We start from the raw sequence: 26,480 nt of genomic DNA, 5'->3' as shown, positions 1-26,480 counted from the left end.
AGTTCATGGACGTCACACAATTGCGTACCCTGCCGCGCGGCGGCCTCTCGCTGCCCTGCGTCGGCATGGGCTGCGCACCGCTGGGCGGCCTGTACCAGCCCGTCAGCGACGCGCAGGCGCGCGCCACTTTGGATGGCGCGTGGGAGGCCGGCGTGCGCTACTTCGACACGGCGCCGTTCTACGGCTATACCCGGTCCGAACACCGGCTGGGCGCGGCGCTGCGCGAGCGGCCCCGCGATCATTTTGTCGTCAGCACCAAGGTGGGACGGCTGATGCGGCCCGACGCCTCCGTGCGCCCCGGCGACGACGGCTTTGCCGCGCCGCTGCCGTTCCGCCCCCATTACGATTACACGTATGACGGCGTGCTGCGTTCGCACGACGACAGCCTGCAGCGACTGGGGCTCGACCGCATCGACATGGTGTTCGTGCACGATATCGGCAAGGTCACGCATGGCGAACACGATCAGCACTACTGGCGCCAGCTGACGGCCGGCGGCGGCTTTCGCGCGCTCGACCAGCTGCGCGCCAGCGGGCAGGTGAAAGCCGTGGGCCTCGGCGTCAACGAATGCGAGATCGTGCTGCGCGCGATGGCGGAATTCGACCTCGATTGCACCCTGCTGGCCGGCCGCTACACCTTGCTGGAACAGGCGTCGCTGTCGCCATTGCTGGACCTGTGCGTGGAACGCGGCAACGCCATCGTGATCGGTGGCCCGTTCAACTCGGGCGTGCTGGCCGGGAATGGCAAATTCAATTACGCCGATGCGCCGGCCGCGATACTCAAGCGCGTGGCGCGCCTGGACGCCGTCTGCCGCGCATTCGGCGTGCCGCTGCAGGCTGCCGCCCTGCAGTTTCCGCTCGCCCATCCGGCCGTCGTTTCGTGCATCCCGGGCGGCCAGGACCTGGCGCAGCTGCGGCAAAACCTGGACTGGTTCGCCGCGCCGCTGCCCGACGCCCTGTGGCAGGCGCTGCGGGAAGCGGACTTGCTCGATGCGCGTGCGCCTCTGCCTGCGCGAGTGGCCGCATGATGCGCCTCGACGCCCACCAGCATTTCTGGCAGCTGGCCGCGCGCGCCGGCAGCTGGCCGCCGCCATCCTTGGCCGCCATCCACCGCGACTTCGCGCCCGCCGACCTGGCACCCCTGCTGGCCGCGCACGGCGTCGCCGGCACCGTGCTGGTGCAGTCGCTGCCGTCCGAAGACGATACGCACTGGCTGCTGGCGCTGGCGGAAAAACACAGCTTCATCCGCGCCGTCGTCGGCTGGACGGAGCTGCTGGCGCCCGACGCGCCGGCCAGCATCGCCCGCCTGGCGTCGCAACCGAAGCTCAAAGGCTTGCGGCCCATGCTGCAAGACCTCGACGACGAGGCATGGATCGCCGATCCCGCGCTGGCGCCGGCCTTGAACGCCATGGTGGAACACGGCTTGCGGCTGGACGCGCTGGTGCTGCCGCGCCACTTGCCCGCGCTGCTGCGTTGCGCCCGCGATTATCCGCTGCTTCCCATCGTGATCGACCATGCGGCCAAGCCGCCGATAGCCGATGCCGCCTTCGGCGCCTGGCGCGAAGACATGGCGCAGCTGGCCGCGCTGCCGAACGTGCACTGCAAGCTGTCCGGGCTGGTGACGGAAGCGCGGCCCGGCTGGAACGTGGACGACCTGCGCCCCTATGTCGCCCATGTGCTGGAAGTATTCGGCCCCCGGCGCGTGATCTGGGGCAGCGACTGGCCCGTGGTGGACCTGGCCGGCGGCTTTGCGGCGTGGCTGGCCGCCGGCGAGGCGCTGCTGGCGCATCTGGGGCAGCAGGACAGGGACGCTATTTTCGGACTCAATGCACTGCGCTTTTACGACATCGACGAGGAAACGCCATGAAAAGAATGGGCATGGTCATCGGCATCGCGCCGGAGCGCATCGCCGAATACAAGACCCTGCACGCCGCCGTCTGGCCGCAGGTGCTGGCCACACTGGCGGCGGCGCATGTCGGCAATTATTCGATCTTTTTGCGCGAACCGGAAAACCTGCTGTTCGGCTACTGGGAATACCACGGCGACGATTTTGACGCCGACATGGCGGCCATCGCCGCCGACCCGGAAACGCAGCGCTGGTGGACCTTCTGCGCCCCATGCCAGCTGCCCCTGGCTTCGCGCGCCGAGGGCGAGCACTGGGCGATGATGGAGCAGGTTTTCTACCTCGCTTAGCAAGAATCCGGAGGCAGACCCGCCGGGTCTGACCCCAGCAGTTAAAGGTGTTGGGTCAAAAAATAAAAGGAGACAACATGACCGCCAGACTACAAGGCAAAATCGCCCTGCTCACCGCCGCCGGCCAGGGCATCGGCCGCGCCACGGCCGAAGCGTTCGTGCGCGAAGGCGCGACCGTGATCGCCACCGATATTAACCAGGCGCAGCTTGACGCGCTGAAGGAAGCGACGGGCTGCGCCATCCGCCTGCTCGACGTCACCGATGGCGCGGCCATCACCGCGCTGGTCGACGAGATCGGCCCCGTCGATATCCTGTTCAACTGTGCCGGCTTCGTCGACGGCGGCACCATCCTCGATTGCGACGACGCCGCCTGGGATCGCTCCATCGACATCAACGCCCGCTCCATGTACCGGCTGATGCGCGCCGTGCTGCCCGGCATGCTGGCCAGGGGCGCCGGCTCCATCGTCAATATGGCGTCGGTGGCGTCGAGCGTGAAGGGTGCGCCGAACCGCTTTATCTACGGCACCTCGAAGGCGGCCGTGGTGGGCATGACCAAGTCGGTGGCGGCGGACTTTGTCACGCGCGGCATCCGCTGCAATGCGATCTGCCCCGGCACCATCGAATCGCCCTCGCTGCAGGAACGCATTGCGGCGCAAGCCGAAGCCACTGGCGTCAGCGTGGAAACCGTGCAAGCCGCGTTTGTCGCGCGCCAGCCGATGGGCAGAGTCGGCAGGGCAGAGGAAATCGCCGCCCTGGCCGTCTATCTGGCTTCCGACGAATCCGCCTTCACCACCGGCATGACGCACGTCATCGATGGCGGTTGGTCAAATTAATCACTACAACGAGAGAACCACATGAAACTGATGCGTTATGGCGCCAAGGGCGCTGAAAAACCAGGCTTGATCGATGCGCATGGCGCCGTGCGCGACCTGTCCGGCGTGCTGTCGGATATCACGGGCGCGACCCTGGGCAAAGATGGCCTGGCGACCCTGGCCGCCGTCGATATCGACAGCCTGCCGGTGGTGGCCAACCCTGGCCGCATCGCGCCGCCGTGGAAGGGCGTGGGCAAGTTCCTGTGCGTGGGCTTGAACTATGCCGACCATGCGGCCGAATCGGGCATGGCCGTGCCGCCGGAGCCGGTGCTGTTCATGAAGGCCAGCAGCGCCATCATCGGCGCCCACGATGCCGTGGTGATGCCGCAGGACTCGCGGAAAAGCGACTGGGAAGTGGAGCTGGGCGTGGTGATCGGCACCACCGCGCGCTATGTGAGCGAGGCGGAGGCGCTGTCGCACGTGGCCGGCTATTGCGTGGTGAACGATTTGTCCGAACGCGAATATCAACTGGAGCGCGGCGGCCAGTGGGACAAGGGCAAGGGCTGCGACACCTTCGGCCCGATCGGCCCCTGGCTGGTGACCGCCGACGAAGTGGCGGACCCGCAAAACCTGGGCCTGTGGCTGGAAGTGAACGGCAAGCGCGTCCAGGACGGCAATACCAGAACGATGGTCTTCGGCGTGGCCAATCTGGTCAGCTACATCAGCCGCTTCATGACCCTGTACCCGGGCGACATCATCAGCACCGGCACGCCGCCCGGCGTGGGCATGGGACAAAAGCCGTCGGCCGTGTACCTGAAGCCGGGCGATACCATGCGCCTGGGGATCGACGGCCTGGGCGAACAGCGGCAGACTGTGCATGCATGGAATCCGCAGCTGATCGACGGTTAAGCGAATTTCTGACCGGCGTGCCGCCAAGGTGCTCAGACATCGGCGCGCCGGCCTATGGCAGTGGAGTGGAGGAGACACACCATGAATCAATCCGAAGAGATACTGGCGCTGAACAAGGTCAGCAAGCGCTTTCCCGGCGTGCTGGCGCTCGACAACGTCAGCTTCAGCCTGCGCAAGGGCGAGGCGCATGCGCTGTGCGGCGAAAACGGCGCCGGCAAGTCCACCCTGATGAAGGTGATGAGCGGCGTGTACCAGGCCGACGAGGGGGAACTGGTCTACAAGGGCAAGGTGTGCAGTTTTGCCAGCAGCGTGGAGGCGGAGGCGGCCGGCATCGCCATCATCCACCAGGAACTGAACCTGATCCCGCACCTGAGCGTGGCGGAGAATATCTTCCTCGCGCGCGAACCGGTGCGCGGCATCTTCATCGACCGCAAGAAGATGCGCGCCAATGCGCAAGCCCTGCTGGACCGCTTGAAACTGCGCATCGACCCGCGCCAGCTGGTCAAGAACCTGTCCTGCGCGCAGCAGCAGATGGTGGAAATCGCCAAGGCGCTGTCGCTCAATACGGAAGTGCTGATCATGGACGAACCGACGTCCTCGCTGACGCAAAGCGAGACGGGCCAGCTGTTCGACATTATCAATGAACTCAAGCGCAACGGCGTGAGCGTGGTCTACATCTCGCACCGGCTGGAGGAGATGCAGCACATCATCGACAGGGTGACGGTGCTGCGCGACGGGAAATTCGTCTGCACCGACGATTTCGCCAGCACGAGCCTGGACGCCATCGTGGCCAGGATGGTGGGCCGCACCCTCGATGAAAAGTTTCCCGACCGCGTCTCGAAGCCGACCGCTGACGTGCTGCTGCGCGTGACCGATTTGCACCGCAAGGATGTTTTCGGCCCGCTGAGCTTTGATTTGCGGCGCGGCGAGATCCTCGGCTTTTCCGGCCTGATGGGCGCGGGACGCACGGAAGTGGCGCGCGCCATCTTCGGCGCCGACCCCCTCACCGGCGGCGCGATCCACCTGGGCGACACGCAAGTATCGATCACCAGCCCCATCGACGCCATCGGACACGGCATCGCCTATCTGTCGGAAGACCGCAAGAGCCACGGCCTGGCCATCCGCATGTCGGTGGCGGCCAACCTGACACTGACCAATGTATCGGGGCTGGCGAACCGTTTCGGCTTCATCGATTTCGCCCGGGAAGAGGCGGTGGCGCAGAGGTACATCGCGGCGCTCGGCATCAAGACACCGACCTCGAAACAGATCGCGCGCAACCTCTCGGGCGGCAACCAGCAAAAGATCGTCATCAGCAAATGGCTGTACCGCGAATCGACCATCATCTTCTTCGACGAACCGACGCGCGGCATCGACGTGGGAGCCAAGTTCGCCATCTACCAGCTGCTCGACAAACTCGCGTCGGAAGGCATCGGCGTGGTGCTGATCACGTCCGAACTGCCCGAGATCATGGGCATGACGGACCGGGTGGCCGTGTTCCATGAAGGGCGCATCAGCGGCATCGTCAATACGCGCGAGTCGTCGCAGGAAGAGATCATGCAGCTGGCGTCGGGGCGCGTAGTCCATCCCACCCCTGGCCAGGCGGCAGCCCATTAAAAACAGAAAGCTTAAAAAAATGAACAAAGAACTGATCCAAAAATTCGCCGCGCTGGGCAGCTTGTCGCTGTTGCTGCTGGTGTTTTCCCTGACCAGCAACGCCTTTTTCTCCGTCAGCAACGGCATGAGCGTGGCCTTGCAGGTGACGTCGATCGCCTACCTGGGCATCGCCGCCACCTGCGTCATCATCACGGGCGGCATCGACTTGAGTTCCGGCTCCGTGCTGGCGCTGGCCGGCGTGGCCGCCGCGCTGCTGGTGAAAAGCGGCGTGCCCGTGCCGGTCGCCATGCTGGGCGGCGTCGTGGTGGGCGCCATGTGCGGCGCCGTCAACGGCTTTTGCATCACGCAATTGAAACTGCCGCCCTTCATCGCCACCCTGGGCATGATGCTGATCGCGCGCGGCCTGGCACTGCAGGTGACGGGCGCGCGCGCCATCTCGGGCCTGGGCGAATCGTTCGGGGAACTGGGCAACGGCGTGCTGTGGCGCATCGAGCGCGACACGGGCGGCACCTTTCCCGAAGTCGTCTTCCCCGGCATTCCATATCCGGTGGTGCTGATGGCGGTGATCGCCGTGGCCGTCTCCATCATGCTCAGCCGCACCACCTTCGGCCGGCATATCTATGCCGTCGGTTCGAATGCGGAAGCGGCGCGCCTGTCGGGCGTGAAGGTGGGCCGCGTGACCCTGCTGGTGTACACGCTGTCCGGCGCCTTGTCCGGCCTGACGGGCTGCGTGCTGATGTCGCGCCTGGTGACGGCGCAGCCGAACGAGGGCGTGATGTACGAACTCGATGCCATCGCCAGCGCCGTGATCGGCGGCGCCTCGCTGATCGGCGGCATCGGCACGATTTCCGGCACCGTCATCGGTTCCTTCGTCATTGGCATCCTGCGCAACGGCTTGAACATGAACGGGGTATCGAGCTTTATCCAGCAAATCATTATCGGACTGGTCATCTTGCTGACCGTCTGGATCGATCAGAAGCGCAACCGCGCCTGAAGCAGCAGCTGAAAGTAGTCACACCCATAAATCTAAAATGACATGAGGACGACAATGAACACCATCAAAGCCTTCAATACCATCTTGCTCGGTCTGTTGACCGCAGCCTTCGCCCTGAACTCCAGCGCCGCCTTCGCCGCTCCGGGCGAGATCGCCGTGATCGTCAAGACGACCAATTCCAACTACTGGCAAAACGTCAAGAAGGGCGCCACGGCCAGCGCCGCCGATGCCAAGGGCTACAGCCTGACCTTCCAAGGACCGGCCTCGGAATCGGCCATCGCCGACCAGGTCAGCATGGTGGAAAACGCCGTCACGCGCAAAGTGGCCGGCATCGTGCTGGCCGCGTCCGACCCGGACGCGCTGGTGCCGGCCCTGAAGAAGGCGTGGGAAGCGAAGATTCCCGTGGTGCTGATCGACTCGCTGGTGGCCGACAGCGGCAAGCGTTACTACCAGTCTTTCCTGTCGACCGACAATGAAGCGGCCGGCGAGCAAAGCGCCAAGGCCCTCATTTCGCAGGTCGGCAAGACGGGCAAGATCGCCGTGATGTCCTACGTGGCGGGCGCCGGTTCCGAGACGGGCAGGGTGGGCGGCTTCAAGCGCTATATCGAAAAGAACTCGCAGCTGCAGATCGTCGGCACGTATTACTCGCAGTCGCAGATGGCCACGGCGCTGAACCAGACGACCGACGTGCTGGCCTCGAACCCGGACTTGAAGGGCATCTTCGGCGCCAATGAGCCGACGGCCGTGGGCATGGGGCGCGCCATCGCGCAGGCGGGCAAGGCCGGCAAGGTGATCGCCGTGGGCTTCGACGGCAATGAAGACCTGAAAAACTTCGTCAAGGATGGCACGCTGTATGCGACCGCCGTGCAGGGTTCCTACTCGATGGGCGCGCTGGGCGTGAAGACCCTCGTCAGCCTGATCGAGGGCAAGAAGGTCGCGCCCTTCGTCAACACGGGCGTGGTGATCGTCACCAAGGCCAATGTCGACCAGCCGGAAGCGAAGAACGTTTTGTATTGAGTCTTATATCTGCGTATCAGCTGATCGTCAGGCGCTGCTTCAATTCCTTGAGCAGCGTGCCGGTCTTTGCAGTGAGCTGGCGCGCCAGCGGCCAGGCCAGGGAGAGCGGCAAGCCTGGCGTGGCGCAAGCCGGCAGCACTTCGACGATGGCGCCGCTGGCCAGGTGCTCGTGCACCAGCCAGGTCGCCTGCTGCGCGATGCCCAGGCCCGCCAGCACGGCGGCCGTCTGCGCCTCGGCGTCGCCCACCGTCAGGCGTGGACGGACCGCGCGCCGTTCCACCCCGTCCTCTCCGGCAAACAGCCACGGCGCCGGCGTGCCGTCGCCGCGGCCGTAGGCGATGCAGTCGTGGCCATCGAGGTCCATGATGGCGGCTGGCGTGCCGCGCCGCGCCAGGTAGGCGGGCGCCGCGCAAAAGATCAGGCGCTCTTCGCCCAAGGCCATCTGTCCCAGCGTTGGCGGCCAGCTGCCGGGCGTGCCGATGCGCACGGCGATATCGATGCGCTCCTCGAACAGGTCGGCAAAGCGGTCGCTGAAGGTGATCGACGGCTGCAACTGCGGATATTTTTCGCACAGCGCGATCAGCGCCGGCATCACGCGCATGCGGCCATACGACGCGGGCACGCCGATGCGCACCTTGCCCGCCAGTTCCCCTTCCTGCTCGGCCAGCACGTTTTCCGCATCGACCAGTTCCTGCAGCACGCGCTTGCAGGTGGCGTAATAGGCATGCCCCGCGCTGCTCAACTGCAAGCGCCGCGTGCTGCGCTCGAACAGGATCACGCCAAGGCGGGCTTCCAGGCGCGCCACGCTCTTGCTCACGGCCGAGCTGCTCAAGTGCAGCCGCTCTGCCGCCTTCGTGAAACTGCCGGCGTCGGCGGTGGCAAGAAATGGCGCGATGCCTTTCAAGTGTTCGGACATGATTGCGGAATATTTTTCATGAATAAGGTGAAATACTATCGCGGATAAGAATTTCTGTCCGATATATCATGGTTCTTTACACCGGCGGGAGTCCCCATGAACAAGCACGCATTGATTATCGGCGCCAGCGGCGTCATCGGCAGCAACCTGGCCACGCATTTGCTGGCGCAGGGCTGGCGGGTGACGGGCGTCTCGCGCGGCCGCACGCCCGTGCCTGCCGGCTGCGCAGCGCTCCCGCTCGATGCCACGGATGGCGCGGCAGTAAACGCCGCCTTGACGGGCCTGGACGCCAGCCACGTCTTTTTCACGGCCTGGGCGCGCCAGGCGAACGAGCAGGAAAACATCCGCGTCAATGGCGCCATGGTCGCCAATGTGCTGGCCGCGCTGGGACCGAACGGCCACCTGCGCCATGCGGCGCTGGTGACGGGCCTCAAGCATTACCTGGGGCCGTTCGACGCGTATGGCAAGGGCAGCGTGCCCGTCACGCCGTTCCGCGAAGAGCAGGGCCGGCAGCCCGTGGAGAATTTTTATTACGAACAGGAAGACCGCCTGTTTGAAGCGGCCACGCAGTACGGCTTCACGTGGAGCGTGCACCGCCCGCACACCATCGTCGGCTATGCGCTGGGCAATGCCATGAACATGGGATTAACTTTGGCCGTGTATGCCAGCCTGTGCAAGGCCAGCGGCCAGCCCTTCGTCTTTCCGGGGTCAAGCGCGCAGTGGCATGGCCTGTCCGACATGACGGACGCGGGCCAGATCGCGCGCCACCTGGCGTGGGCGGCGGACAGCCCGGCCGCGCGCAACGAAGATTTCAATATCGTCAATGGCGACGTGTTTCGCTGGAAGTGGCTGTGGCCGCGCCTGGCCGCCTACTTCGGCGTCGAGGCGGTAGACTTGCCGGAGACGATGGCGCCGCTGGCCGATCGCATGCAGGACGCTCCGGCCCAGTGGCGCGCCCTCGCGGAGCAGCATGGCCTGGTGGAGGCGGACGTCGGCCGCCTCGCCTCCTGGTGGCATACGGATGCCGACCTGGGCCGGCCGATGGAAGTGATGACGGACATGGGCAAGAGCCGCAAGGCGGGCTTCCTCGATTACCAGGATACGCAGGACGCCTTCTTCCATCTGTTCGAGAAGTTGAAGGCGGAGCTGCCGCCGCATTGGCCGCATTTACTTTATGCTGCCGCGCCCGCTGCCACTCGAGGCCCGGGCGGTCGACGCGAAATTGCAGCAGCCGCCCCTGCACCACTTCCGTCACGTACGCCGTGCGGCCATCGGGTCCGCCGAAGGTGATGTTGCTGGGCTTGGCGCCGGGCACGCTGATCTCGCGCAGGATGCGTCCCTGCGGCGACAGTTTGACCACCGTGCCCTTGCCGTAGCGCGTCACGTACAGATTGCCGTCGATATCCACGCGCATGCCGTCCATGCCGAAATCGTCGAACTTGATCAGCAATCGCTTGCCGCTCAGGCTGCCGTCCGCGGCGATGTCATACATCCAGATATTGCGCTGCACGCTTTCATTCACATACAAGATCTTGCCGTCGGGACTGACCTCGATGCCGTTGGCCGTGCCCATGGTGTCGAGCGCCAGGGTCACCGTGCCGTCCTGCGCGATGCGCCACACGCGACCCGTGTTTTCCTTCCAGTTCGGGTCGCTCGCATACAGCACGTCATCGGCCGTGATGGCGATGTCGTTCGGCTGCGTCATGCGCGGTTCGCGCGCGTGGATGGTGAGCGCGCGCGTGGTCGGGTCGACCAGGTAGATCGTGTGTTCCATGTAGTCGGCCAAATACATCTGCCCGCGGCTGCCGAAGCGGATGCCGTTGGCGATGCTGGTGCCGGGCAGGGTCAGGTACACCTCGCCACTGCCGGCGGGGCTGACCTTGCCGATGGTTTGCTGGCGCGCAAAGTTGACGGCATAGATATTGCCATCCGCATCCACGGCCGGGCCTTCGACGCCCTTGGTGAACGAGTGCGCGGGCGTCAGGGTGGTGGCGAGGAACAGCGTCTCGTGCGCGGGCGGGCTGGCGCAGGCGGACAAATTGGCCAGCGCGGCGGTCAGCACGGCGGCGCGCAGCGCCGGCAGGGCGGTTCGGAAATCGGGCATCGGGTGTTCTCTGTGTGGCAAAGGTGGCGTATGTTACCCGACGCGCGCGGACGCGGGCGCCGGGCTAGGCTGCCACCTAGGCCGCCACCACGACCAGGTCGGGGAAGTCGTCCTGCCAGCCGTCCCACTCGTCTTGCAGGTGGGCGTGCATGCCGGCCCGGTCTTGCGCCTGCTCAAAGGTGTCCGCGCTGGCCAGCAGGAAGCGGGCGATGGCGCGCAGGGTGGCCGGGTCGGCCTGGATAGTCACGTCGGAGCAGGGCAAGGGCCGCTCGGCGGCGGCGTCCTGCAGATAGCAGTGCAGCGATAAATGTGTGCTCATGGGTATCAATTGTTGACGTACGCGCCCAGCATGGCGTGTGCGTTGAGTGCGGTGCGGACGGCCTCCAGTTCCCCGGGCGGCAGGTACCAGAAGGTGAGGCCGGCATGCTCTTCGCAGCGGCCATACGCCTGCATCGCGTCGCGCAGCGCTCGGCGGCGCTCGGGCGGCAGCGCATCCAGTCTGGCTTGCGTGAAACCATTGATGGGATAGACATCGCGCAGGTGCGAATCTTGCAGCCCGCGCCGCTTGATGGCGGCCCAGTTATTTGCGGGGCAAGGAGTGCCAAAGGTCATCGGATGGGCCTCATCGAGCTGCCGGTAGCCGAGTGCGTAGCCGGTGCCATAGCCCTGCGTTTCAGCGTAGCAGTACACATATTCGCAATGCTCAAACAGGCCGGGTATGGCCCGCGCGGTGTCGAACAACGGCGCCAGCGCAAGCTTGCTGGCGCGTATGGACAGAACCAGCTCCGAGCCCGATAAATACATGGCCTGCGCGTCGCAGTTGACGGCCTCGTAAGCCTCGTCGGGCGGCACGATGCGCGGCGAAAGCAGTCCGATGCCGTCGTTCTCTGGCGCGAACAGCATCTTCTCGTAATTGCGCTGTGAGAACTTGACGATCTTGCCGCGCTTGTTACCGTAGCGCTCGACGGGTTCGCCGATCTGCGCGAACCAGGCGAACAGCTGCGCGCTGGCCGTGGCGGCAATGAAGGGGGTGTTTTTCTTGAATTCGCCAACGAGGAAATGGTATGGGTCCATATGGCAATGCGGGGGAGGGTATCGAGGGGCATATTTTTGCACAGGATGCCAAACGCTGCCAATGCGTGCGTGCGGGCCATATCAAGCGGCCTGATGCGTATGTGCTTGATTTAAATGCGATTCGGGCCGCATTGCGGTTACACTAAGTCTGACTATACTGAAATGACAGCCGTGCTTCTGGTGCACGGCGGCGCTGGCAACCCCACGGAGGCCTCATGTCTTATGCGAATCCCACCACCCATAACGGCTTCCTGATCACGGCCTACGCCTGCGAGCTGCCCGAGGGATGCTGGCAGGGACAGTTGGTTCTGAGCAAGTGCGGCTTTGAAGATGTCCGGCAAGCCAATCTGGAAAATCGCAGCACGCAGCACGAGGCGGAGCAATCGGCCCTGGCCATGGGCTGGCAGCTGGCCAATTACGTGCTACCCCTGCGCACTGTTGACGATAAGTAATCTAATGCTTTCATTTGGTAAGGGAAATAGGGTATCGTGTTCGGATAGAAAGCAATACACCGTATGCAGCAATAGAGCTGGCGTGCGCGGCGAGGTCTGAGTGAACGCCGCGGAACGAAGAGTTGTCCTTGAGGCCGGCCCCCACAGGCCGTACACCGTCACCATGCACCACACAGCACTCTCGCCGGATCCTGAGGATGTGCCCCAGCAGTCGCCTTCCGAGAACAATCTGCATGCCTTGCATTGCCGTGAAGTCAAGCTGCTGCGCGAGACGATCAATCAATTGTTGATCATGGCCAAGATGCAGGTGCAGGAAAAGGATAAATCCGACGCCTTCGGCCTGTTGATCATGCAGTTGCGCGAAGCCAATCAAAATCTCGTGCTGGCAACGTTTGGCGCACAGGATATGCAGGCGTCCGCCGAAGCGACGACCTTGCGCCAGACGGAATTCCTGGCCATGCTCGCGCATGAGTTGCGCAATCCCTTGCAGCCGCTGGCGATGGCCAATGACTTGCTGGCCAAGAAGGTCGACCTCGATCCCCAGCTGGCCCACGTGCATGGCGTGATCGGCCGCCAGGTGGCGCACATGGCGCGCCTGATCGACGACTTGCTCGACGCTTCGCGCGTCAGCAGCGGAAAGATCACCTTGCAGCTGGCACCCATCCTGCTGAGCGACATCCTTGCCAGCGCTATGGAAGTGGGCCAGACCAGCATCAGCCAGCGCCAGCAGGTGCTGAGCGTGAGCGTGCCGAGCGAACCGCTGGTGATCGAAGGGGATCTGGTGCGCCTGACGCAAGTGTTTGCCAACCTGCTCATCAATGCCAGCAAATTCACGCACGAGTTTGGCCATATCGATATCGTCGTCAGGCGTCACGATAATCTGGTGGAAATTGCCGTCAACGACGATGGCGCCGGTATCGCGCTCGATATCCAGCCCTTCATCTTCGACCTGTTTACCCAGGGCTTCCGTTCGCTGGAACGGGCGCAGGGCGGCCTGGGCATCGGCCTGTCGCTGGTGCGCATCATTACCCAGCTGCATGGCGGGACCGTGGATGTGTTCAGCGCCGGGGTCGGCTTCGGCAGCCAGTTTGTCTTGCAGTTGCCCTTGTCGTCGCTGGCTCCGCCATCGCAGGACTTGCATGTGGAACATGCGGCGCATGCCGCGCCGCGCCGCATACTGCTGATCGAGGATAATGCCGATGCGGCTGAAATGCTGGCGCTGCTGCTGACGCAGGACGGCCACCATGTCGACGTGCGCAATGACGGCCCCAGCGGCTTGCGCGCCGCGCTCGATGCGCCCTACGATGTGATCGTCTGCGATATCGGCTTGCCGGGCATGGATGGCTTTCAGGTCATCAGTTCGGCGCGCGCGGCCCTGGTGGCGCCGCTGCCATGCTTTGTCGCCGCGTCCGGCTACAGCCAGCTTGGCGAGTTCGACCGCGCCGGGCAGGCTGGGTTTGACCATTACCTGGTAAAACCCATCAATATCGACGCTTTGTCGAAAATAATCACGGCAAAGGCTCCCCGCTGACAGGCGAGGGAGTCCTGATGCTTTTTTAAACATGGTCCATGCACCGAAACCGCAGAGAAAAGATCCGATTATGGCCACAGTCCATGAACAGCGGCAGCGCAGGATAGAACACGCGCTGTTACGCGAGCCAGGTGCGGTGGTAGACGTCAGTATTCGCCTTTGGGAGCAGCTGGCCACTGAATTGAATCAGATCATTGGTGAGCGGGGCGTGGAGTCGATGTATGCCCGCAGCCTGCACCAGAGTCAGAAACAGTTCAGCTGGCTGACGCCCCATCCGCCGCAAGCGCTGGAAGCTGCCATGACCGCCTTGCGCGCCAGTTTGCAGGGACAGGCGGACACCGTCGCCTGCGCGGCAAGCACGGCGATGTTGATGCACTTCATCAATACCCTTATTTTACTAATTGGCGAACTCTTAACGAATAGCATCCTCCTCAAAGCCTGGGGTGATGACGTTGTGAATAATGCTGGAACGGAGCCGAACGAATGAACAAAGTCACCATCCACCGCCTGGCTACTGGCGTGCCAGGGCTGGACGAACTGCTGGGCGGCGGAATACCGGAATTTTCCTTCAACCTGGTGGCGGGCACGCCCGGCAGCGGCAAGACGACGCTGGCGCACCAGATCATGTTTTCTCTGGCCACGCCGGAGCGCAAGGCGCTGTTTTTCACGGTCCTGGGCGAGCCACCGCTGAAGATGCTGCGCTATCAGCAGCAGTTTCCCTTTTTCGATGTGGAAAAGATCAACCAGTCGATCAAGTTTGTCAATCTGTCGGCTGACTTGCTGGAAGGCGATTTCGACCGCGTGCTGGCGCGCATCGCCGAAGAAGTGGAGGCGTTCTCGCCCAGCCTCGTCTTCGTCGACTCCTTCCGCTCCGTGGTGCAGTCGGCCAAGGCCATGGACACGGGGGCCGCCGGCCTGCAGAATTTCGTGCAGCAGCTGGGCGCGCAAATGACCAGCTGGCTGGCCACGACCTTCCTGATCGGCGAATACCTGACGCCCGAGGCCGAATCGAGCGCCGTGTTCACGGTTGCCGACGGCATCCTGTGGCTGTCGCAGCTCGTGCACCGCGACGCCATGGTGCGCAAGATCCAGGTGGTCAAGATGCGCGGCCAGTCGCAAAGCCTGGGCGCGCATACCTTCCGCATCAATGACGATGGCGTGGAAATCTTTTCCCGCGCCGTGCTGAAGGCCAGCGGCATGGGCAAGGTCAGCATCTCCGGTAGTGAACGCCTGTCGCTGGGCGTGCCGGAGCTCGACCAGATGATGGGCGGCGGCTTGCCGGCCGGCTATTCGCTGCTGCTGGTGGGGCCGTCCGGTTCCGGCAAGACCGTGCTGGCCACGCAATTTCTCGCCGAAGGCGTGCGCTGCGGCGAGCCCGGCGTGATCGCCGCCTTCGAGAAAAGTCCGAACCAGCTGCTCAGCCATCAGCTGAATGCCCTCGTCAGTTCCGGCCAGATCGGCGTGATCAACACGCGCACCCTGGATTTGTCGCTGGATGAAATCCTGCATGATCTGGTGAGCATGATCACGCGCATGAAGGCCAAGCGCGTGGTGATCGACTCGCTGTCCGGCTTTGAAATGGCGCTGGCCTCCATGTTCCGCGAGGATTTCCGCGAATCGCTGTACCGCCTGGTGGCGGCCTTGACGGACATGGGCGTGTCCGTGCTGATGACGGCCGAGCTGGAAGACCAGTACACGGTGCTGCGTTTCAGTTCCTACGGCAACGCCTTCCTGGCCGACGCCATCGTCATGCAGCGCTACATCGAGCTTGAAGGCCAGTTCAAGCGTGTGGTATCGGTGGTGAAGGTGCGCGGCAGCGGACACAGCAAGGATATCCGTTTCTACGATATCGATGCTGAGGGCTTGAAGCTCGGCGCCACTCTCAGCCAGTATCAGGGCATCCTGTCGGGCGAGCCTTACCGGGCTTAGGCATTGAAGCGTATGATGGAAGTGCGGCCATGCCAGCGGTGATGGCCGTGCGCACAGGGGGCCGATGCGTCTGCTGTGCTTCCGAGCCGATCAAGAGGAGATATGATGGACAAACCCGAATTCATCCTGGCCGCCAAGGCCATGGAAACCCTTGAGATGTATCAAACGTTTTACGGCCACTCCAGCGAATACCAGGAGCACCAGCAGGAAGTACTGAAACTGCTGCGCCACAAGGGCGCCTCGCTGCTGGTGTCGGACCATGGCCCGGCGAAGTTCCTGCTGGCCTTTGCCGATGCGCTGGAAGCGGCCAGCTTGCCGGGAGAATATGTGCCGCTCAGCCGCAGGTAGGGCGGTCCGGTCCCGGCGGGGGGCGCCGGCGGAAGACGTCGTCCACTGCCGGGATATCAGCCCCTAGACGCTGTTCGCGCCTTCGTTCAGCGATACCCTGGGCAGGCGTACGGTAAATATCGTGCCGCATTCCAGGCTCGACTCGGCGCCGATGGTGCCGCCGTGCGCGCTGGCGATTTCACGCGCGATGAACAGGCCCAGGCCGATGCTGGTGGCATTCGGTGCCTTGTGATCGTCGGAAATGGCCAGCTGCACCAAGGGGTCGAAGATGCTCTTCAGCGAGGACTCCGGGATCTGGCGGCCAAAATTTTTGACCTGCACCACGGCCGTATCGGCGTCGCCGGAGGCCGTGATGGTGACCGGCTGCTCGTCGGTGCGATATTGCGCGGCATTGTTGAGCAAATTCGAAAACAGCTGGGCCAGGCGGGGCGCATCGAAGTCGCCGATCATCTCGCCCGTGGTGCTCAGTTCAAACTTGCATTGCGGGTGAGCGGCCGAGGCATCCTCGACGGCCGTCTTGCAGATTTCCCCCAGGTCGCCCAAGGTCGGCGACACGGGCATGTGTCCGCCCAGCTGGGTCCTGGCGAATTCCAGCAGATCGTTCACCATGGTGGTCATGGCGGCCGCGCTGCGGGCGACCCGCGCACCGATCTGTACCGTGGAAGAAGCGCTCGCGCTCTGCCGGCTCAGCAGCGCGCCTGCCATCGTCATCGTGGTCAGCGGACTGCGCAGATCGTGGCTGAGGATGGCGAGAAAGGTATTGCGGGTGCGGTCGCTCTGCTGCGAATAGCGGATGGCCGATTCCTGCAGTGCCTGGTCTATCGCTTCATTGAAGCGCAGGATGTCTTCCGTTGCCGTCTTCGACGCCACCGACACCTGTGCCATCCACAGCCGCAGAACGCTGGCCCGCACCGCGCGAAACTCCGCCGTCAGCTGCGGCAGCGTGAAGCCGATCTGCTGGCGCAGGGAGCCATGCGTGGCGGCCGCCGTTTCCTCGCCTTCTATTTCGGACACGCCCGTGGTCGACTTCTTTTTCCGCTGCGCCGCATTCTCGATGACGTCCATGTCGCGCACGATGGTTTGCAGCATCTGCTTTGCATGATCGCGCAATTCTGCTTTCGAGATGGCGGCTCCAGGAATGGGGAGCGACCTGGCGAAAAGTTCCCACTCCTCCAGGATCTGCTCCAGATGGGCGGTAATAAAGCGCGATAGTTTCACGATGGACCAATGCGTTGATGGAAGATGGGCCAGTGTACGCCGTTGCGGCGAGGGATGGGGGATTGCGTTCCGGCTGAGGGAACTTGCATTGTTTCGCATTCCTTTCCCTCTGGAATTGCGGTATCACAAACTATGGCGGGCTGGAGCGGGATTCTTCGATGCCATGGCGACGAAGAGATGTTATCGAGCAAGTGTGTTCTTCATGGCTGCTTGTGACAATAGGTGAGTATGTTGTTGCTTATTTGGTGCACACTTTGCCGGATATCAATCCGGGAGTGCCTCCATGACCAGGTCACGCAGCTTGCCGCCACGCTTGTTGGGAGCAGGTTTTCGTGGTTTTTCCCTGCTGCCGCTGGCCATTTCCTTTGTCGTGCTGGTGTGCCTGTCGCTCCTGGCGATCCAGCTATGGATGACCTTGCGCGCACGGGAAGTGCAGCTGAATGAAGCGGCCCGTGAAAGCGCCAATCTGGCGCAATCCGTTGCGCAGCATGCCTATGACACCATCAAGGAAGCCGATACGGCGCTGGTCGGACTGGTGGAGCGGGTGGAGACGGATGGTGTCTCCGATCTTGCGCTGGCCCGTATGCATAAATTGCTGGTCGCCCGTGTCGCCGAGCTGCCCCAGTTACATGGCATCTTCCTCTATGCCAAGGATGGCAGCTGGCTCGTGAACTCGCAGAAAACGCTGTTGAGCAATCTGAATAATTCTGACCGGGAGTATTTCAACTACCATCGGACGCATCAGGACCGGGGGCCGTATGTGGGGCCTCCCGTGCGCAGCAAGTCGACGGGGCATTGGATCGTTACGGTGTCGCGGCGGATCGATATGCCTGACGGAAGTTTCGGCGGCGTGGCGCTGGCGACCATCGACATGAATTATTTCAGGCTGTTTTATGAACGCTTTTCGATAGGAAAAAAGGGCGCCATCTTCATTGCGAATGACAAAGGTATTATTTTATTGAGAAGGCCCTTCGATGCGAGTTTGCTGGGACGCGATATTTCCCAATTCCCCTTGTTTCACGATTATTTACCCAAAAGTCCCGTTGGCACCGCCGTGATCCAGTCGCGAGTCGATGGCGTGACGCGTATCAATAGCTACCGAAGAATCCAGGAATATCCGCTGGTGGTCTCCGCCGCACTGTCACAGGATGAAGTGCTGGCCGAGTGGCGTCTCGATACGATTTTGCAGAACGCGGTGGGTGGCGTACTGGTGCTGCTGATTGCCTTCATCGGATACCGCGTGGTGCGGCAGATTGATTTGCGCGTCAAGAGCGAGGCGGGACTGCTCGAGGCGCGCAATGAGCTGGAAATGATCAATGAAACCCTGTCCCGCCTTGCCAACCAGGATGGCTTGACGGGGCTGGCGAACCGGCGTCACTTCGACCAGTCGCTGCTTGCCGAGTTCAGCCGTGCGCAGCGTGACAACAGCTCGCTTGGGCTGGTGTTGATCGATGTCGACTTTTTCAAGCAATACAACGATATCTATGGCCATGTGGCCGGCGACGAGTGCCTGAGAAAAATCGGCAAAGTGGTCGCCTACAGCATGCGCAGGCCGGGTGACCTTGCGGCGCGTTACGGCGGCGAGGAAATGGTCATTTTATTGCCCGGAACGGATGTGCAGGGTACCTTGGCGGTGGCGGAAGGGGTCCGCCAGGCCGTGCAATCGCTGGGAATCGAGCATCGGGGCAATCCCCTTGGCGTGGTGACGGCCAGTGTCGGCGTGGCGACTTGCATGCCGACGCACCTGAAAAACACGGCGGTCGAGCTGGTTGAACTCGCGGATAAGGCCCTGTACCAGGCCAAGGCATGCGGGAGAAATCAGGTCTGTCATGAATCTTCTTGCAAGCCTGTCCGGCAGGCCGCGACTGCGTTTGCGCTTCGATAGCCATTTTTCGAGGGAGGGCAGCGGTCAGATGATTGGGATATGTTGCTTGCGGAAGCCTGGATGGAGAGCGCGCATCTGCACAGCCTGCTTGCAGGACCGGGGGACTAGTGCTGGACTGGCTCGGGTAGCGCTTCGGTACGAAGGCTGATCAGCTTGCGTGAATGGCGGTTTTGTCCTTGGCTTACGACCAGCCAAGGATGGGATGGTGTACCAATGGCAGATATGGCCCGGTCACCCCACGCGATCTAGCAAATCGATCCAGCAATGCTTTTTCCACTGCGCAGGTTAAAGCCGAAGTGGCATACATAACCGTCGTGATCCAGGCTGCACGAGACATTCTCCTTGTTGCGCTCCCGATAGCCTTTCTCCACACTGCAGCGCTCTTTCGAATCCGGAGCCATGGAGTCAAACATGTCCCTGGCAACGGTCCCCGTGACCATGAAAGAAATCTTGCGGTCATGCGCTGTAGGAGGCTGTTGCTCGCCTAATTCATTCGAATAGATCAGGTAAGAACCCTTGAACGGCCTGTATCCGCCCCAGTCGCCGTTACCACCGGCATATGCCAGTGAAAACAGGGTGAGGGCGCCGAGCGCCATAGCCCGCAGTTTTTTCATATCAGGCGCGCAGTTCCAAGTGAAAGTGATGGTCGTGATTTTTGAATGGCGTCACGAATGGAATGCCAGTATCGTTAAACAGCACCCTGCGCACACTGGCATGGGCGCGAAAAATCGCGATGAGCTTTGCCATCGCGGCTTGATCGTATTCTTTGTCGTACCAATATACCGGGACGGGCAGGCCACCTTTGCGCTGTGGACGAATGTCCACTTCCAAGCCGGATTTGTGCGTTGAGTGTTGCCCATAGGCGGTTCCGTTAGCCAGGCTAATGTTGCCGATGCCGAATTTCCGATGATCCGTCGCTTGCCATTCGCGCTCCACGTACAGGAGTGCCGTCATCATGTTCGGGTGTGCATATTGGCCCGCGCCCCTGCCGGGGGGGGCCGTAGACGTAATATCCGGCATCTTCCGGAGCTTGCGGCAGGATGAAAAACCCGCGCTTGTCCCTGGGCTGAACTTCAAGCATGGTCAACTCCGCTATGCGCAACGGTGGGGGAGCTGGCATTGTTTCGCATTCCTTTCCATATGGAATTGCGATATCGCAAACTATGGCAAGCTGGAGCCGGATTCTTCGATGCCATGGCGCCGCAGGCGTTGATCACCATGCCTGCATGACGGATTTGCCCGTTGCTCTCGGCGGCGCGCGTGCCAGCCTTGTCCATGTACAATCGGCAACATCCGGATCGACGTATCCGCCCCTTCATTGCGGAGTACGCCAGAGCGTGACACAAATATTGCAAACCTGGCTGCTGGCTTGGCGGGAAGCCTTCACGTGCGTCGGCCTGGGACTGGGCGATGCGCGTCATGCGGGGCTGTGGTGGCGTTCCGCGCTGTGGTGCATGGCGGTCGTGGCGCTGTGGCTGGGACTGTATGGCTATTTCGGCCGCTTCTTTGTCGAGCTGAGCGCCATGCTGGCGCTGGTGTCGGTCACCGGTTTGCTGGGCCTGGGCGTGATGGATGGCGTCGGGGCACTGGCCAATGGGCCGGCCACCCTCTCACAGATGGGTAATATTGCCGGCGGCCTGGGCAGCACCGCCAAGGCCCTGCTGTCGATCGGCCAGATCGCCCTGGCCTTGCTGGCGCTGGCCGCTTTTTTCTATGTGATGGTCTTTATCGTCGGCGCCATCGGCACGGCGCGCCTGCCGCTGCGCTGGCTGTTGCTGGGGCGCGCCAAGGCCGTGGTGGCGCGCCGCTATGTTGCGTGGCAAGCGCCAACCGGCCTGGATGCATCCGCCGCGCGGCCCGCCTGGTGGCGGCGCCTGTTGCTGCTGTTTTCCCTGCTGATCCCCGTGTGGGCCCTGTGCGTGCTGATCTCATACCTGCTGACCTGGAACGTCCGGATGATCTACGGCGCGGCGGCCGAAGAGGTGCTTGGCGCGGAGCAGCAAGCGGCGTTGCGCCGCGAACAGCGCCCGGCGATTTTTGCCCTGGGGCTGCTGCTGTGTCTGCTAATGCTCGTGCCGGTGCTCAATTTACTGCTGCCAGCCTTGCTGTGTACCAGCGTTTGCCATTTGCAGCGCCGCGGCTGGCGTGCAACGGACACATCAATCAAAGTGGACTGAACAAGGAGTGAACATGAGTGAACACGCAAGACGCGGCACCCTGGAACGCGCGATTGAAATCGCCGCCGCCACCCATGCCGGCCAGACGGACAAGGGCGGCGCGCCGTACATCCTCCACCCCTTGCGCGTGATGCTGCGCGTCGCGCCTGGCATCCAGCAGATAGTCGCCGTGCTGCATGATGTGGTGGAAGACAGCGATGGAAAAACCACCTTCGACGACCTGGCGCGCGAAGGATTCTCCCAGGAAGTCATCGACGGCGTGCGCGCCGTGACCAAGATCGAGGGCGAATCGTACGAAGACTTCATCGCCCGCGCGGCCTTGAACGCGGTCGGCAAGGCCGTCAAGCTGGCTGATCTGGCTGAGAACAGCGATTTGTCGCGGATAGATATGCCGACACAGAAGGATGTGGAGCGGGGGGAGAAGTATCGAAGGGCGATGGGGTATTTAAGTGGGGATGTTCGTTAGTTTCAAAGGGGGGCGGGGCGACCTTGTGGTGGTTCAATGTCATGGCTGCTATTAGCGATAACTCCATTAACGTACAGGGATTTGATCCATCGCAATGCTCAGAAAATGCATAACGGCAAAAATCATCGAGCGTGCATCTGTGGGCGATCGTGCGAGGAGTCCGCCAGGTAAAGCGGAGCGAGGCATCGTCAATAAAATGCGTTACCGACCATTTTCACGTCACGATCAGATAGCGGGACGGATCACATGAAACGCCTTCTCGCTGTTTGTCTGCTCCTTGTCTTGGCGATGGCCATGGCCCAATCCTCCCCCAAGTGGTTGTTTTCTTATCAGTCATTCAAAGGCCGCTATGCCATCTATGGCGGAAGCCTGAGTGATCCGCGGCCACCGACCAGGAAAGACAAACGCATCGCGTTCTGGATCGACGGCAAGGTGGCGAAACAGCTATTTGATGCGATGGGCCCGGACTTGCGCAATGCCTGCGGCGTGGATGGCGAGTATCGCCTGCGCCAGCGGGCGGAAGTGCGCTGTTCCTATCATCCGCGTGACGGCCACCATTGCGACTTCGGGTTTGATCTGATAACCGGGCGCAGCATCGGAGGCTCCCTATGCTGAGACGCTCCAGCCTGCTATTCGTTGCGCTACTGTGCTTGCTGTTGGCGCACCAGGCCCGGGCCGTATGGGAATTCGTGCAGAAGGAATTCTCCGGTGCGTACGCGATTTATGGCGCATATCTCGATGATGCGGTGGCCCCGGTTGCGGGCGATACCAAAGTCGCGTTTCGTTTGACGGGAGCCGCTGCCAAAGACATGTTTGACGCCATCGGGCCGGATATGCGCGATGGCTGCCCCGATCCGCACATACGCATTCGCAATCGTGACATGCTGCTGTGCCGACACCACCCGAAAGATGGTTATCGTTGTGATTTTGGTTTTGATTTGTCGACGGGGTTGAGTATTGGTGGAGCGGTGGGTGGGGCGGTGTGTGGGGAGTAGTGGGGGCGGCCGGTCACCGGGTACGAGCAAGAGCTTTGCGGATCGCTTGTTCGACGGGGCGGTCTATCAGCGCCAAAACGATGACCACGACAGCGGTCACAATCAGTCCCGCCAGTAAATCAGGGTCAGGGAAAAGTTGCTGATTGGAGACGGCATCGGGCACGGTTGCTCGTTTCCAGAGAAGGAGCATCAGTGCGGCACCCGCGGCGAGCAGCATGGCCGGCCGACGATGGTGCAAGCGGGCGATTTGCCCCATCAGCAGCAGCGCGATACCCCACACAAAGGGATAGAAGCCGTGGTCGAACAGGATCATGCGTTCATCATAGTATGGTCCCGTGTACCAGGTAAAACGGGAGAAGCCGAAAAGACCATAGGCGACGAGGGCTACGGCTAGCACGAGGAAACTGGAGGAAAGCAGGCGAGCAATTTTCATGGTTTGGGTTTTTCTGCCAATGCCTTGAGATAGCGCAGATTAGCTGGCCCTTCTGTTTGGTTACTTGGATAGTCTTGTCTTTGCTGAATATGGCTCGCTGGCCGTGTTTGTAGTCTTGCTTGCTATTTTTCTCGTCGCCGGCGTGGCTTGCCGGGCCACCTTTGCGTATGATTTTACCGGCTAAAGGGCGAGGGGCAGGTTCGCCATTCGTACACGACCTGAGCGGCTGATGTTGTCGCTAGGAAAAACGGCCTGCGGCGCAAAACCTAGTCAGACGAATCGGAGGGGGTTGCGCTTGCAAGCGCAACCCGGTTTTGCGGCGCCGAGCTGCGCTCGCCGAAGCCCCGCAAAACCCCCGCGTCCGTACCGGACGCGGATTCGACGCCCGCGCTCTGCATGCATGGAATAAATAAAAAGGGCCTCCCCGCCAAAACGGGGAAGCCCTTTTATTTATTCAGTGGTGGAGACGGCGGGAATCGAACCTACCTTCTATTCAGCTTTCTTGCGGGATACCGCACAATGGCCGCCATAAAGATGGCTTTTCCGAAAACTCACACATTGTTGCATTTTGGAAATTATACACTTTCGTGTGTCATAATCGCGAACCGAAATACTTGTCATGGAGCCAAGTTGTGATCCCAGCGTTTAATGCATCTATGGTACTTCCTCCATTTGTTGGGGATAATCCAGGCATTCGTGCATCGATGTCGCCATACAAAGTACAAATTTTTGATGTAGTAAAAAGATTTGCTACGTCCGCAGAGCGTGTTGCGTTGTTGATAGGATTGCTATCGTATCGCAAGGCATTGAGGCAATGTGGTGTTGTGGATGGCTTTCAATGGCTTGATGGTAGCTTCGTTGAAGATGTGGAGCGGGTGCGGAACCGTGCCCCTGCAGACATCGATTTAGTGACGTTTGCTTCAAGGCCAGCAGGCTCTGACGGTCCCGATATGCAGCAGTGGATCACTTCAAATGGGGCCCTGTTTGATCCAAGTCAGACTAAGGAAAATTTTAGATGTGACGCGTTTTTCGTTGATCTTCGGAAACGCCCTGATCTTTTGGTTCAAGATACCAGTTACTGGTTCGGTTTGTTTTCGCATCAACGCGCCACTTCGTTGTGGAAGGGTATGATTCAAGTACCGATGCAATCTAACGATGATGATGCCATGGAATTTTTGGCCGCAGTACAACTTGAAGAGCAGGAGGTGCAACATGCTTAAGAAACTTGAGCTGGATGCCCTTAAGGCAGATCTGTCGTCCGTTGAGGCACTTCTAGAATCGCGGACACGGGAGGACGATCCGATAGGTTACTTTCAATTCGCTGCACGTAAGACGATGCTTGAGGGCAAGATAGCTAGTGTTGACGCTAAGATGTGCATGCATGCTGAGTTGGGAATTTTCTTCGGTGGGGGACCTGTTCAAGGGTCGCGTGGAATAAATGCTGATTTTGCAGGGAAGGCACTAGAGGACATCCAGGCGCTGATCTCGAAGCGCTTTTCGGGCCGAGAGATTGGCCCGTTAAAGCAACGAGGACGGCTGCCGTTCCACGACCAATCACAAATGATCGTCACCGATGTCATGCGTGGTTCGTTTGGTTTCGTTCTGGAAGAGGCCGGAGATACCGTTGAGATGGTGAGTACGCCGTTGAAAGACGTTGTTGACGAAGTGTCTGATATTTTGTCGCGGATCGGTGCTGCTGATGAGGCTGTTTTTGATGAGGCCGCAGCTCAATTGGATGAGCGAATTCTTGTTACATTAAAACAATTTTTTCAGCGTTTAGATGAACAAGGTGCGACGTTGAGGATTGTCCAAGGCGGCCGAGACTTTATGCTTGATCGGGACGCTGTTTCTTTGGCTCGCAATCGAATTAAGGAAATGGAAATTATTGAAAGTGGGAAAGAGTATGTTGGTACGCTTTTCCTACTGCCGGAGTCGCGGCGCTTCGATTTGATTAGTTCCGAAAATGGTGAACGGGTTGTACTGAAGGGTATTTTAGGACCCGAAGTATTGAAACAATTGGCTGGCCAGCAGGAGCTTGGCGAGGAACATATTGATGTGAGACAAGTGACTCAAGGGGCATGGAAGGTAGATGTTAAGACACGAGAGATTCGGGAGAGAAACAGGGCGCCGCGATATGTCTATGCGCTGAGCAGATTAAAGGCACAGATTCCAGATCAGCAGTCCTGAATTAGTCCTCTTGAGTAAGTTCCGAAGCCACGTTCCTACGAACGTGGCTTTTTTGTAGAGTGTCAAAAACCAAAAATGGCCTCTGCTTTTGTCCCTGCACCCATATCCGCATCTGGCATCCATCGCCCGTACACCCGTGCAATCATTGTCCAGTCCGCATGCCCCATCTGTTTTGCCACCCACATCGGGTGCTCGCCGGCCGATAGCATCATGCTGGCATAGGTATGTCGCGTTTGGTACGGGTTGCGATAGCGCACTCCAGCACTTTGCAGGACTCCAGTCCATAGCGTCTTGCGGATCGGCTGATCGCCCTCCCAACGCCGTTCCAGGCGCGGATTTTGAAAGACTTCCTCGCCCTTCACCCAGGTGAATGCCTTTTGCTCCTGCAATGCATGCATGGCGCGCTCCAGCAGTTTGACTTCGCGGCGGCCTGCGTTTGTCTTGGTGCTTTCTGCCATTTTGGAGTGCTGGGTGAGGGCACGCGTTACCATCACCACACCGCGCACAAAGTCGACGTCCCCCCAGTCCAGGGCTACCAGTTCAGACGTGCGCAAGCCTGTCCAGAAGGCAAACTGCAGCAGGTTGCGCCCCTGGCCGGTTGCTTGCGTGAGAATCGCCGCCTGCTCCTCTTTCGTGAACGGGTCGATATCATCCTTTGGTTGCGGCGCCTCGACCTTGGAATAGCACCAGCGCGCCAGCGGGTTGACCTCGATCAGCTCGTCCTCTATCGCGTCGTCCAGCGCCTTGCGCAGCACGCTCTGGATGTTGGCCATGGTCTTGTTGGTCGCGTTCATGGGTTCCAGCTTCGCCCGTACATCCTTCTTGCGCAGTGCCGACAGCATGATGGTGCCGAACCAGGGGATCAGCTGGCCAACGACTATCTTGCGATAGCCGTTGTACGTGCTGGCCTTAAGGTGCTTTTTCTGCCTGTCCAGCCACTTATCCAGAAACGCCTCGATGGTCTGCACGTCGCCGACCTGGTCGGCAAACTTGGCTGCATTGGACGACTGCGGAAAGGTGGCCGTGTAGTCAAAGCTGTTGGTGGTGATCGCATGAAGGATCGCCGCCCGATGGTTCTCGGCCCGTTTCAGGTTAGCGGAGGTGGGCTTGAGCGCGATCCTTTCCCGGCACCTGGTGCCGCGATACATGAAGGTGATTTCGATGCTGCTTTCCGATGCAGCTTTAACACCTCGCCCGTCTCTACCCATGATTCATACCCTTTCACGTCA

Annotated in this window: 29 protein-coding genes and 1 pseudogene; 21 read left to right on the top strand and 9 right to left on the bottom strand. The window is 61.2% G+C overall.

All coding sequences use genetic code 11. From position 1 onward, the window contains the following. Positions 1-5: 5 nt before the first annotated feature. The 8 genes from GCN78_RS11730 (at position 6) to GCN78_RS11695 (ending at position 7,536) form a co-directional block, all read left to right on the top strand. Positions 6-1,025 carry an aldo/keto reductase gene (locus GCN78_RS11730; protein WP_152251858.1) on the top strand — a complete coding sequence of 340 codons (1,020 nt, stop codon included), beginning with the start codon at positions 6-8 and terminating at the stop codon, positions 1,023-1,025. Further along, positions 1,022-1,864 (top strand): amidohydrolase family protein, encoded by an 843-nt coding sequence (locus GCN78_RS11725; RefSeq protein WP_226939587.1) that lies wholly within the window; start codon positions 1,022-1,024, stop codon positions 1,862-1,864. Before GCN78_RS11730 ends, GCN78_RS11725 begins: the two co-directional genes overlap by 4 nt. Beyond that, a complete protein-coding gene (locus tag GCN78_RS11720; protein WP_152251857.1) occupies positions 1,861-2,190 on the top strand; it encodes an L-rhamnose mutarotase in 330 nt (109 codons plus the stop codon). Before GCN78_RS11725 ends, GCN78_RS11720 begins: the two co-directional genes overlap by 4 nt. A 77-nt stretch (positions 2,191-2,267) precedes the next feature. Beyond that, positions 2,268-3,023, top strand: a complete 756-nt coding sequence (locus GCN78_RS11715; RefSeq protein WP_152251856.1) for an SDR family oxidoreductase — start codon at positions 2,268-2,270, stop codon at positions 3,021-3,023. Between the two features lie 21 nt (positions 3,024-3,044). Continuing rightward, on the top strand, positions 3,045-3,911 hold the full coding sequence (locus GCN78_RS11710; RefSeq protein WP_152251855.1) for a fumarylacetoacetate hydrolase family protein: 867 nt from the start codon (positions 3,045-3,047) through the stop codon (positions 3,909-3,911). 81 nt (positions 3,912-3,992) lie between these two features. After that, positions 3,993-5,525 (top strand): sugar ABC transporter ATP-binding protein, encoded by a 1,533-nt coding sequence (locus GCN78_RS11705; RefSeq protein WP_152251854.1) that lies wholly within the window; start codon positions 3,993-3,995, stop codon positions 5,523-5,525. Between the two features lie 19 nt (positions 5,526-5,544). Continuing rightward, entirely contained in the window at positions 5,545-6,519 is a 975-nt protein-coding gene (locus GCN78_RS11700; protein WP_152251853.1) for an ABC transporter permease, read from the top strand. 54 nt (positions 6,520-6,573) lie between these two features. Next, positions 6,574-7,536 (top strand): ABC transporter substrate-binding protein, encoded by a 963-nt coding sequence (locus GCN78_RS11695; RefSeq protein WP_152251852.1) that lies wholly within the window; start codon positions 6,574-6,576, stop codon positions 7,534-7,536. Positions 7,537-7,552: 16 nt separating this feature from the next. On the opposite strand, the gene GCN78_RS11690 is transcribed toward GCN78_RS11695, so the two are convergent. Then, on the bottom strand, positions 7,553-8,452 hold the full coding sequence (locus tag GCN78_RS11690; RefSeq protein WP_152251851.1) for a LysR family transcriptional regulator: 900 nt from the start codon (positions 8,450-8,452) through the stop codon (positions 7,553-7,555). A gap of 96 nt (positions 8,453-8,548) precedes the next feature. Between GCN78_RS11690 and GCN78_RS11685 the strand changes: the two genes are divergently transcribed. Further along, positions 8,549-9,742: an SDR family oxidoreductase gene (locus GCN78_RS11685; protein ID WP_226939586.1), complete on the top strand. Its 1,194-nt coding sequence runs from the start codon at positions 8,549-8,551 to the stop codon at positions 9,740-9,742. A 19-nt stretch (positions 9,743-9,761) separates the two neighbouring features. Here the strand turns inward: GCN78_RS11685 and GCN78_RS11680 are convergent. From GCN78_RS11680 to GCN78_RS11670, 3 genes and pseudogenes are all read right to left on the bottom strand, one after another. Continuing rightward, positions 9,762-10,556 (bottom strand): annotated as a pseudogene (locus GCN78_RS11680) (SMP-30/gluconolactonase/LRE family protein); the annotation flags it as partial. Positions 10,557-10,632: 76 nt separating this feature from the next. Further along, a complete protein-coding gene (locus GCN78_RS11675; RefSeq protein WP_152251850.1) occupies positions 10,633-10,875 on the bottom strand; it encodes an Imm32 family immunity protein in 243 nt (80 codons plus the stop codon). A gap of 5 nt (positions 10,876-10,880) precedes the next feature. Continuing rightward, entirely contained in the window at positions 10,881-11,630 is a 750-nt protein-coding gene (locus GCN78_RS11670) for a hypothetical protein (RefSeq protein ID WP_152251849.1), read from the bottom strand. A 215-nt stretch (positions 11,631-11,845) separates the two neighbouring features. Here GCN78_RS11670 and GCN78_RS11665 point away from each other — a divergent pair, with 215 nt between their 5' ends. From GCN78_RS11665 to GCN78_RS11645, 5 genes are all read left to right on the top strand, one after another. Then, positions 11,846-12,082 carry a hypothetical protein gene (locus GCN78_RS11665; protein ID WP_152251848.1) on the top strand — a complete coding sequence of 79 codons (237 nt, stop codon included), beginning with the start codon at positions 11,846-11,848 and terminating at the stop codon, positions 12,080-12,082. Positions 12,083-12,245: 163 nt separating this feature from the next. Next, complete coding sequence (locus tag GCN78_RS11660; protein WP_226939585.1) at positions 12,246-13,613, top strand: hybrid sensor histidine kinase/response regulator; 1,368 nt, start codon at positions 12,246-12,248, stop codon at positions 13,611-13,613. Positions 13,614-13,683: 70 nt separating this feature from the next. After that, entirely contained in the window at positions 13,684-14,100 is a 417-nt protein-coding gene (locus GCN78_RS11655) for a hypothetical protein (RefSeq protein ID WP_152251847.1), read from the top strand. Further along, the gene (locus GCN78_RS11650; protein WP_152251846.1) at positions 14,097-15,542 is read left to right on the top strand and encodes an ATPase domain-containing protein; all 1,446 of its coding nucleotides are present in this window, start codon (positions 14,097-14,099) and stop codon (positions 15,540-15,542) included. Before GCN78_RS11655 ends, GCN78_RS11650 begins: the two co-directional genes overlap by 4 nt. A gap of 105 nt (positions 15,543-15,647) precedes the next feature. After that, entirely contained in the window at positions 15,648-15,890 is a 243-nt protein-coding gene (locus tag GCN78_RS11645; RefSeq protein ID WP_152251845.1) for a hypothetical protein, read from the top strand. Positions 15,891-15,953: 63 nt separating this feature from the next. Here GCN78_RS11645 and GCN78_RS11640 read toward each other — a convergent pair whose 3' ends face one another. Further along, the gene (locus GCN78_RS11640) at positions 15,954-16,979 is read right to left on the bottom strand and encodes a sensor histidine kinase (protein ID WP_413465204.1); all 1,026 of its coding nucleotides are present in this window, start codon (positions 16,977-16,979) and stop codon (positions 15,954-15,956) included. Between the two features lie 412 nt (positions 16,980-17,391). Between GCN78_RS11640 and GCN78_RS11635 the strand changes: the two genes are divergently transcribed. Continuing rightward, positions 17,392-18,993: a sensor domain-containing diguanylate cyclase gene (locus tag GCN78_RS11635; RefSeq protein ID WP_152251843.1), complete on the top strand. Its 1,602-nt coding sequence runs from the start codon at positions 17,392-17,394 to the stop codon at positions 18,991-18,993. A 245-nt stretch (positions 18,994-19,238) separates the two neighbouring features. On the opposite strand, the gene GCN78_RS11630 is transcribed toward GCN78_RS11635, so the two are convergent. Together GCN78_RS11630 and GCN78_RS11625 are read right to left on the bottom strand one after the other, a co-directional pair. After that, positions 19,239-19,607: a hypothetical protein gene (locus GCN78_RS11630; protein ID WP_226939584.1), complete on the bottom strand. Its 369-nt coding sequence runs from the start codon at positions 19,605-19,607 to the stop codon at positions 19,239-19,241. 1 nt (position 19,608) lies between these two features. After that, entirely contained in the window at positions 19,609-19,950 is a 342-nt protein-coding gene (locus GCN78_RS11625; RefSeq protein ID WP_193316698.1) for a hypothetical protein, read from the bottom strand. Positions 19,951-20,330: 380 nt separating this feature from the next. Here GCN78_RS11625 and GCN78_RS11620 point away from each other — a divergent pair, with 380 nt between their 5' ends. The 4 genes from GCN78_RS11620 (at position 20,331) to GCN78_RS11605 (ending at position 22,631) form a co-directional block, all read left to right on the top strand. After that, on the top strand, positions 20,331-21,170 hold the full coding sequence (locus GCN78_RS11620; RefSeq protein ID WP_152251841.1) for a hypothetical protein: 840 nt from the start codon (positions 20,331-20,333) through the stop codon (positions 21,168-21,170). A 13-nt stretch (positions 21,171-21,183) separates the two neighbouring features. Further along, positions 21,184-21,636: an HD domain-containing protein gene (locus GCN78_RS11615; RefSeq protein WP_152251840.1), complete on the top strand. Its 453-nt coding sequence runs from the start codon at positions 21,184-21,186 to the stop codon at positions 21,634-21,636. Between the two features lie 246 nt (positions 21,637-21,882). Next, positions 21,883-22,251 (top strand): hypothetical protein, encoded by a 369-nt coding sequence (locus GCN78_RS11610; protein WP_152251839.1) that lies wholly within the window; start codon positions 21,883-21,885, stop codon positions 22,249-22,251. After that, the gene (locus tag GCN78_RS11605) at positions 22,245-22,631 is read left to right on the top strand and encodes a hypothetical protein (protein WP_152251838.1); all 387 of its coding nucleotides are present in this window, start codon (positions 22,245-22,247) and stop codon (positions 22,629-22,631) included. Before GCN78_RS11610 ends, GCN78_RS11605 begins: the two co-directional genes overlap by 7 nt. Before the next feature lie 13 nt (positions 22,632-22,644). On the opposite strand, the gene GCN78_RS11600 is transcribed toward GCN78_RS11605, so the two are convergent. Next, a complete protein-coding gene (locus tag GCN78_RS11600) occupies positions 22,645-23,064 on the bottom strand; it encodes a hypothetical protein (protein ID WP_152251837.1) in 420 nt (139 codons plus the stop codon). Between the two features lie 632 nt (positions 23,065-23,696). Between GCN78_RS11600 and GCN78_RS11595 the strand changes: the two genes are divergently transcribed. Then, positions 23,697-24,284, top strand: a complete 588-nt coding sequence (locus tag GCN78_RS11595; RefSeq protein WP_152251836.1) for a DUF6932 family protein — start codon at positions 23,697-23,699, stop codon at positions 24,282-24,284. Then, the gene (locus tag GCN78_RS11590; RefSeq protein ID WP_152251835.1) at positions 24,277-25,251 is read left to right on the top strand and encodes a hypothetical protein; all 975 of its coding nucleotides are present in this window, start codon (positions 24,277-24,279) and stop codon (positions 25,249-25,251) included. The genes GCN78_RS11595 and GCN78_RS11590 overlap by 8 nt, the downstream gene beginning before the upstream one ends. Before the next feature lie 62 nt (positions 25,252-25,313). Here the strand turns inward: GCN78_RS11590 and GCN78_RS11585 are convergent, their stop codons facing one another. Next, the gene (locus GCN78_RS11585) at positions 25,314-26,459 is read right to left on the bottom strand and encodes an Arm DNA-binding domain-containing protein (protein WP_152251834.1); all 1,146 of its coding nucleotides are present in this window, start codon (positions 26,457-26,459) and stop codon (positions 25,314-25,316) included. Between the last annotated feature and the right edge of the window lie 21 nt (positions 26,460-26,480).

Origin of the sequence: Janthinobacterium rivuli (assembly GCF_009208735.1) — a bacterium.
Taxonomy (GTDB): domain Bacteria; phylum Pseudomonadota; class Gammaproteobacteria; order Burkholderiales; family Burkholderiaceae_D; genus Janthinobacterium.
The sequence above is the reverse complement of the archived record's forward strand: the minus strand, read 5'-3'. Positions and strand labels throughout refer to the sequence as shown.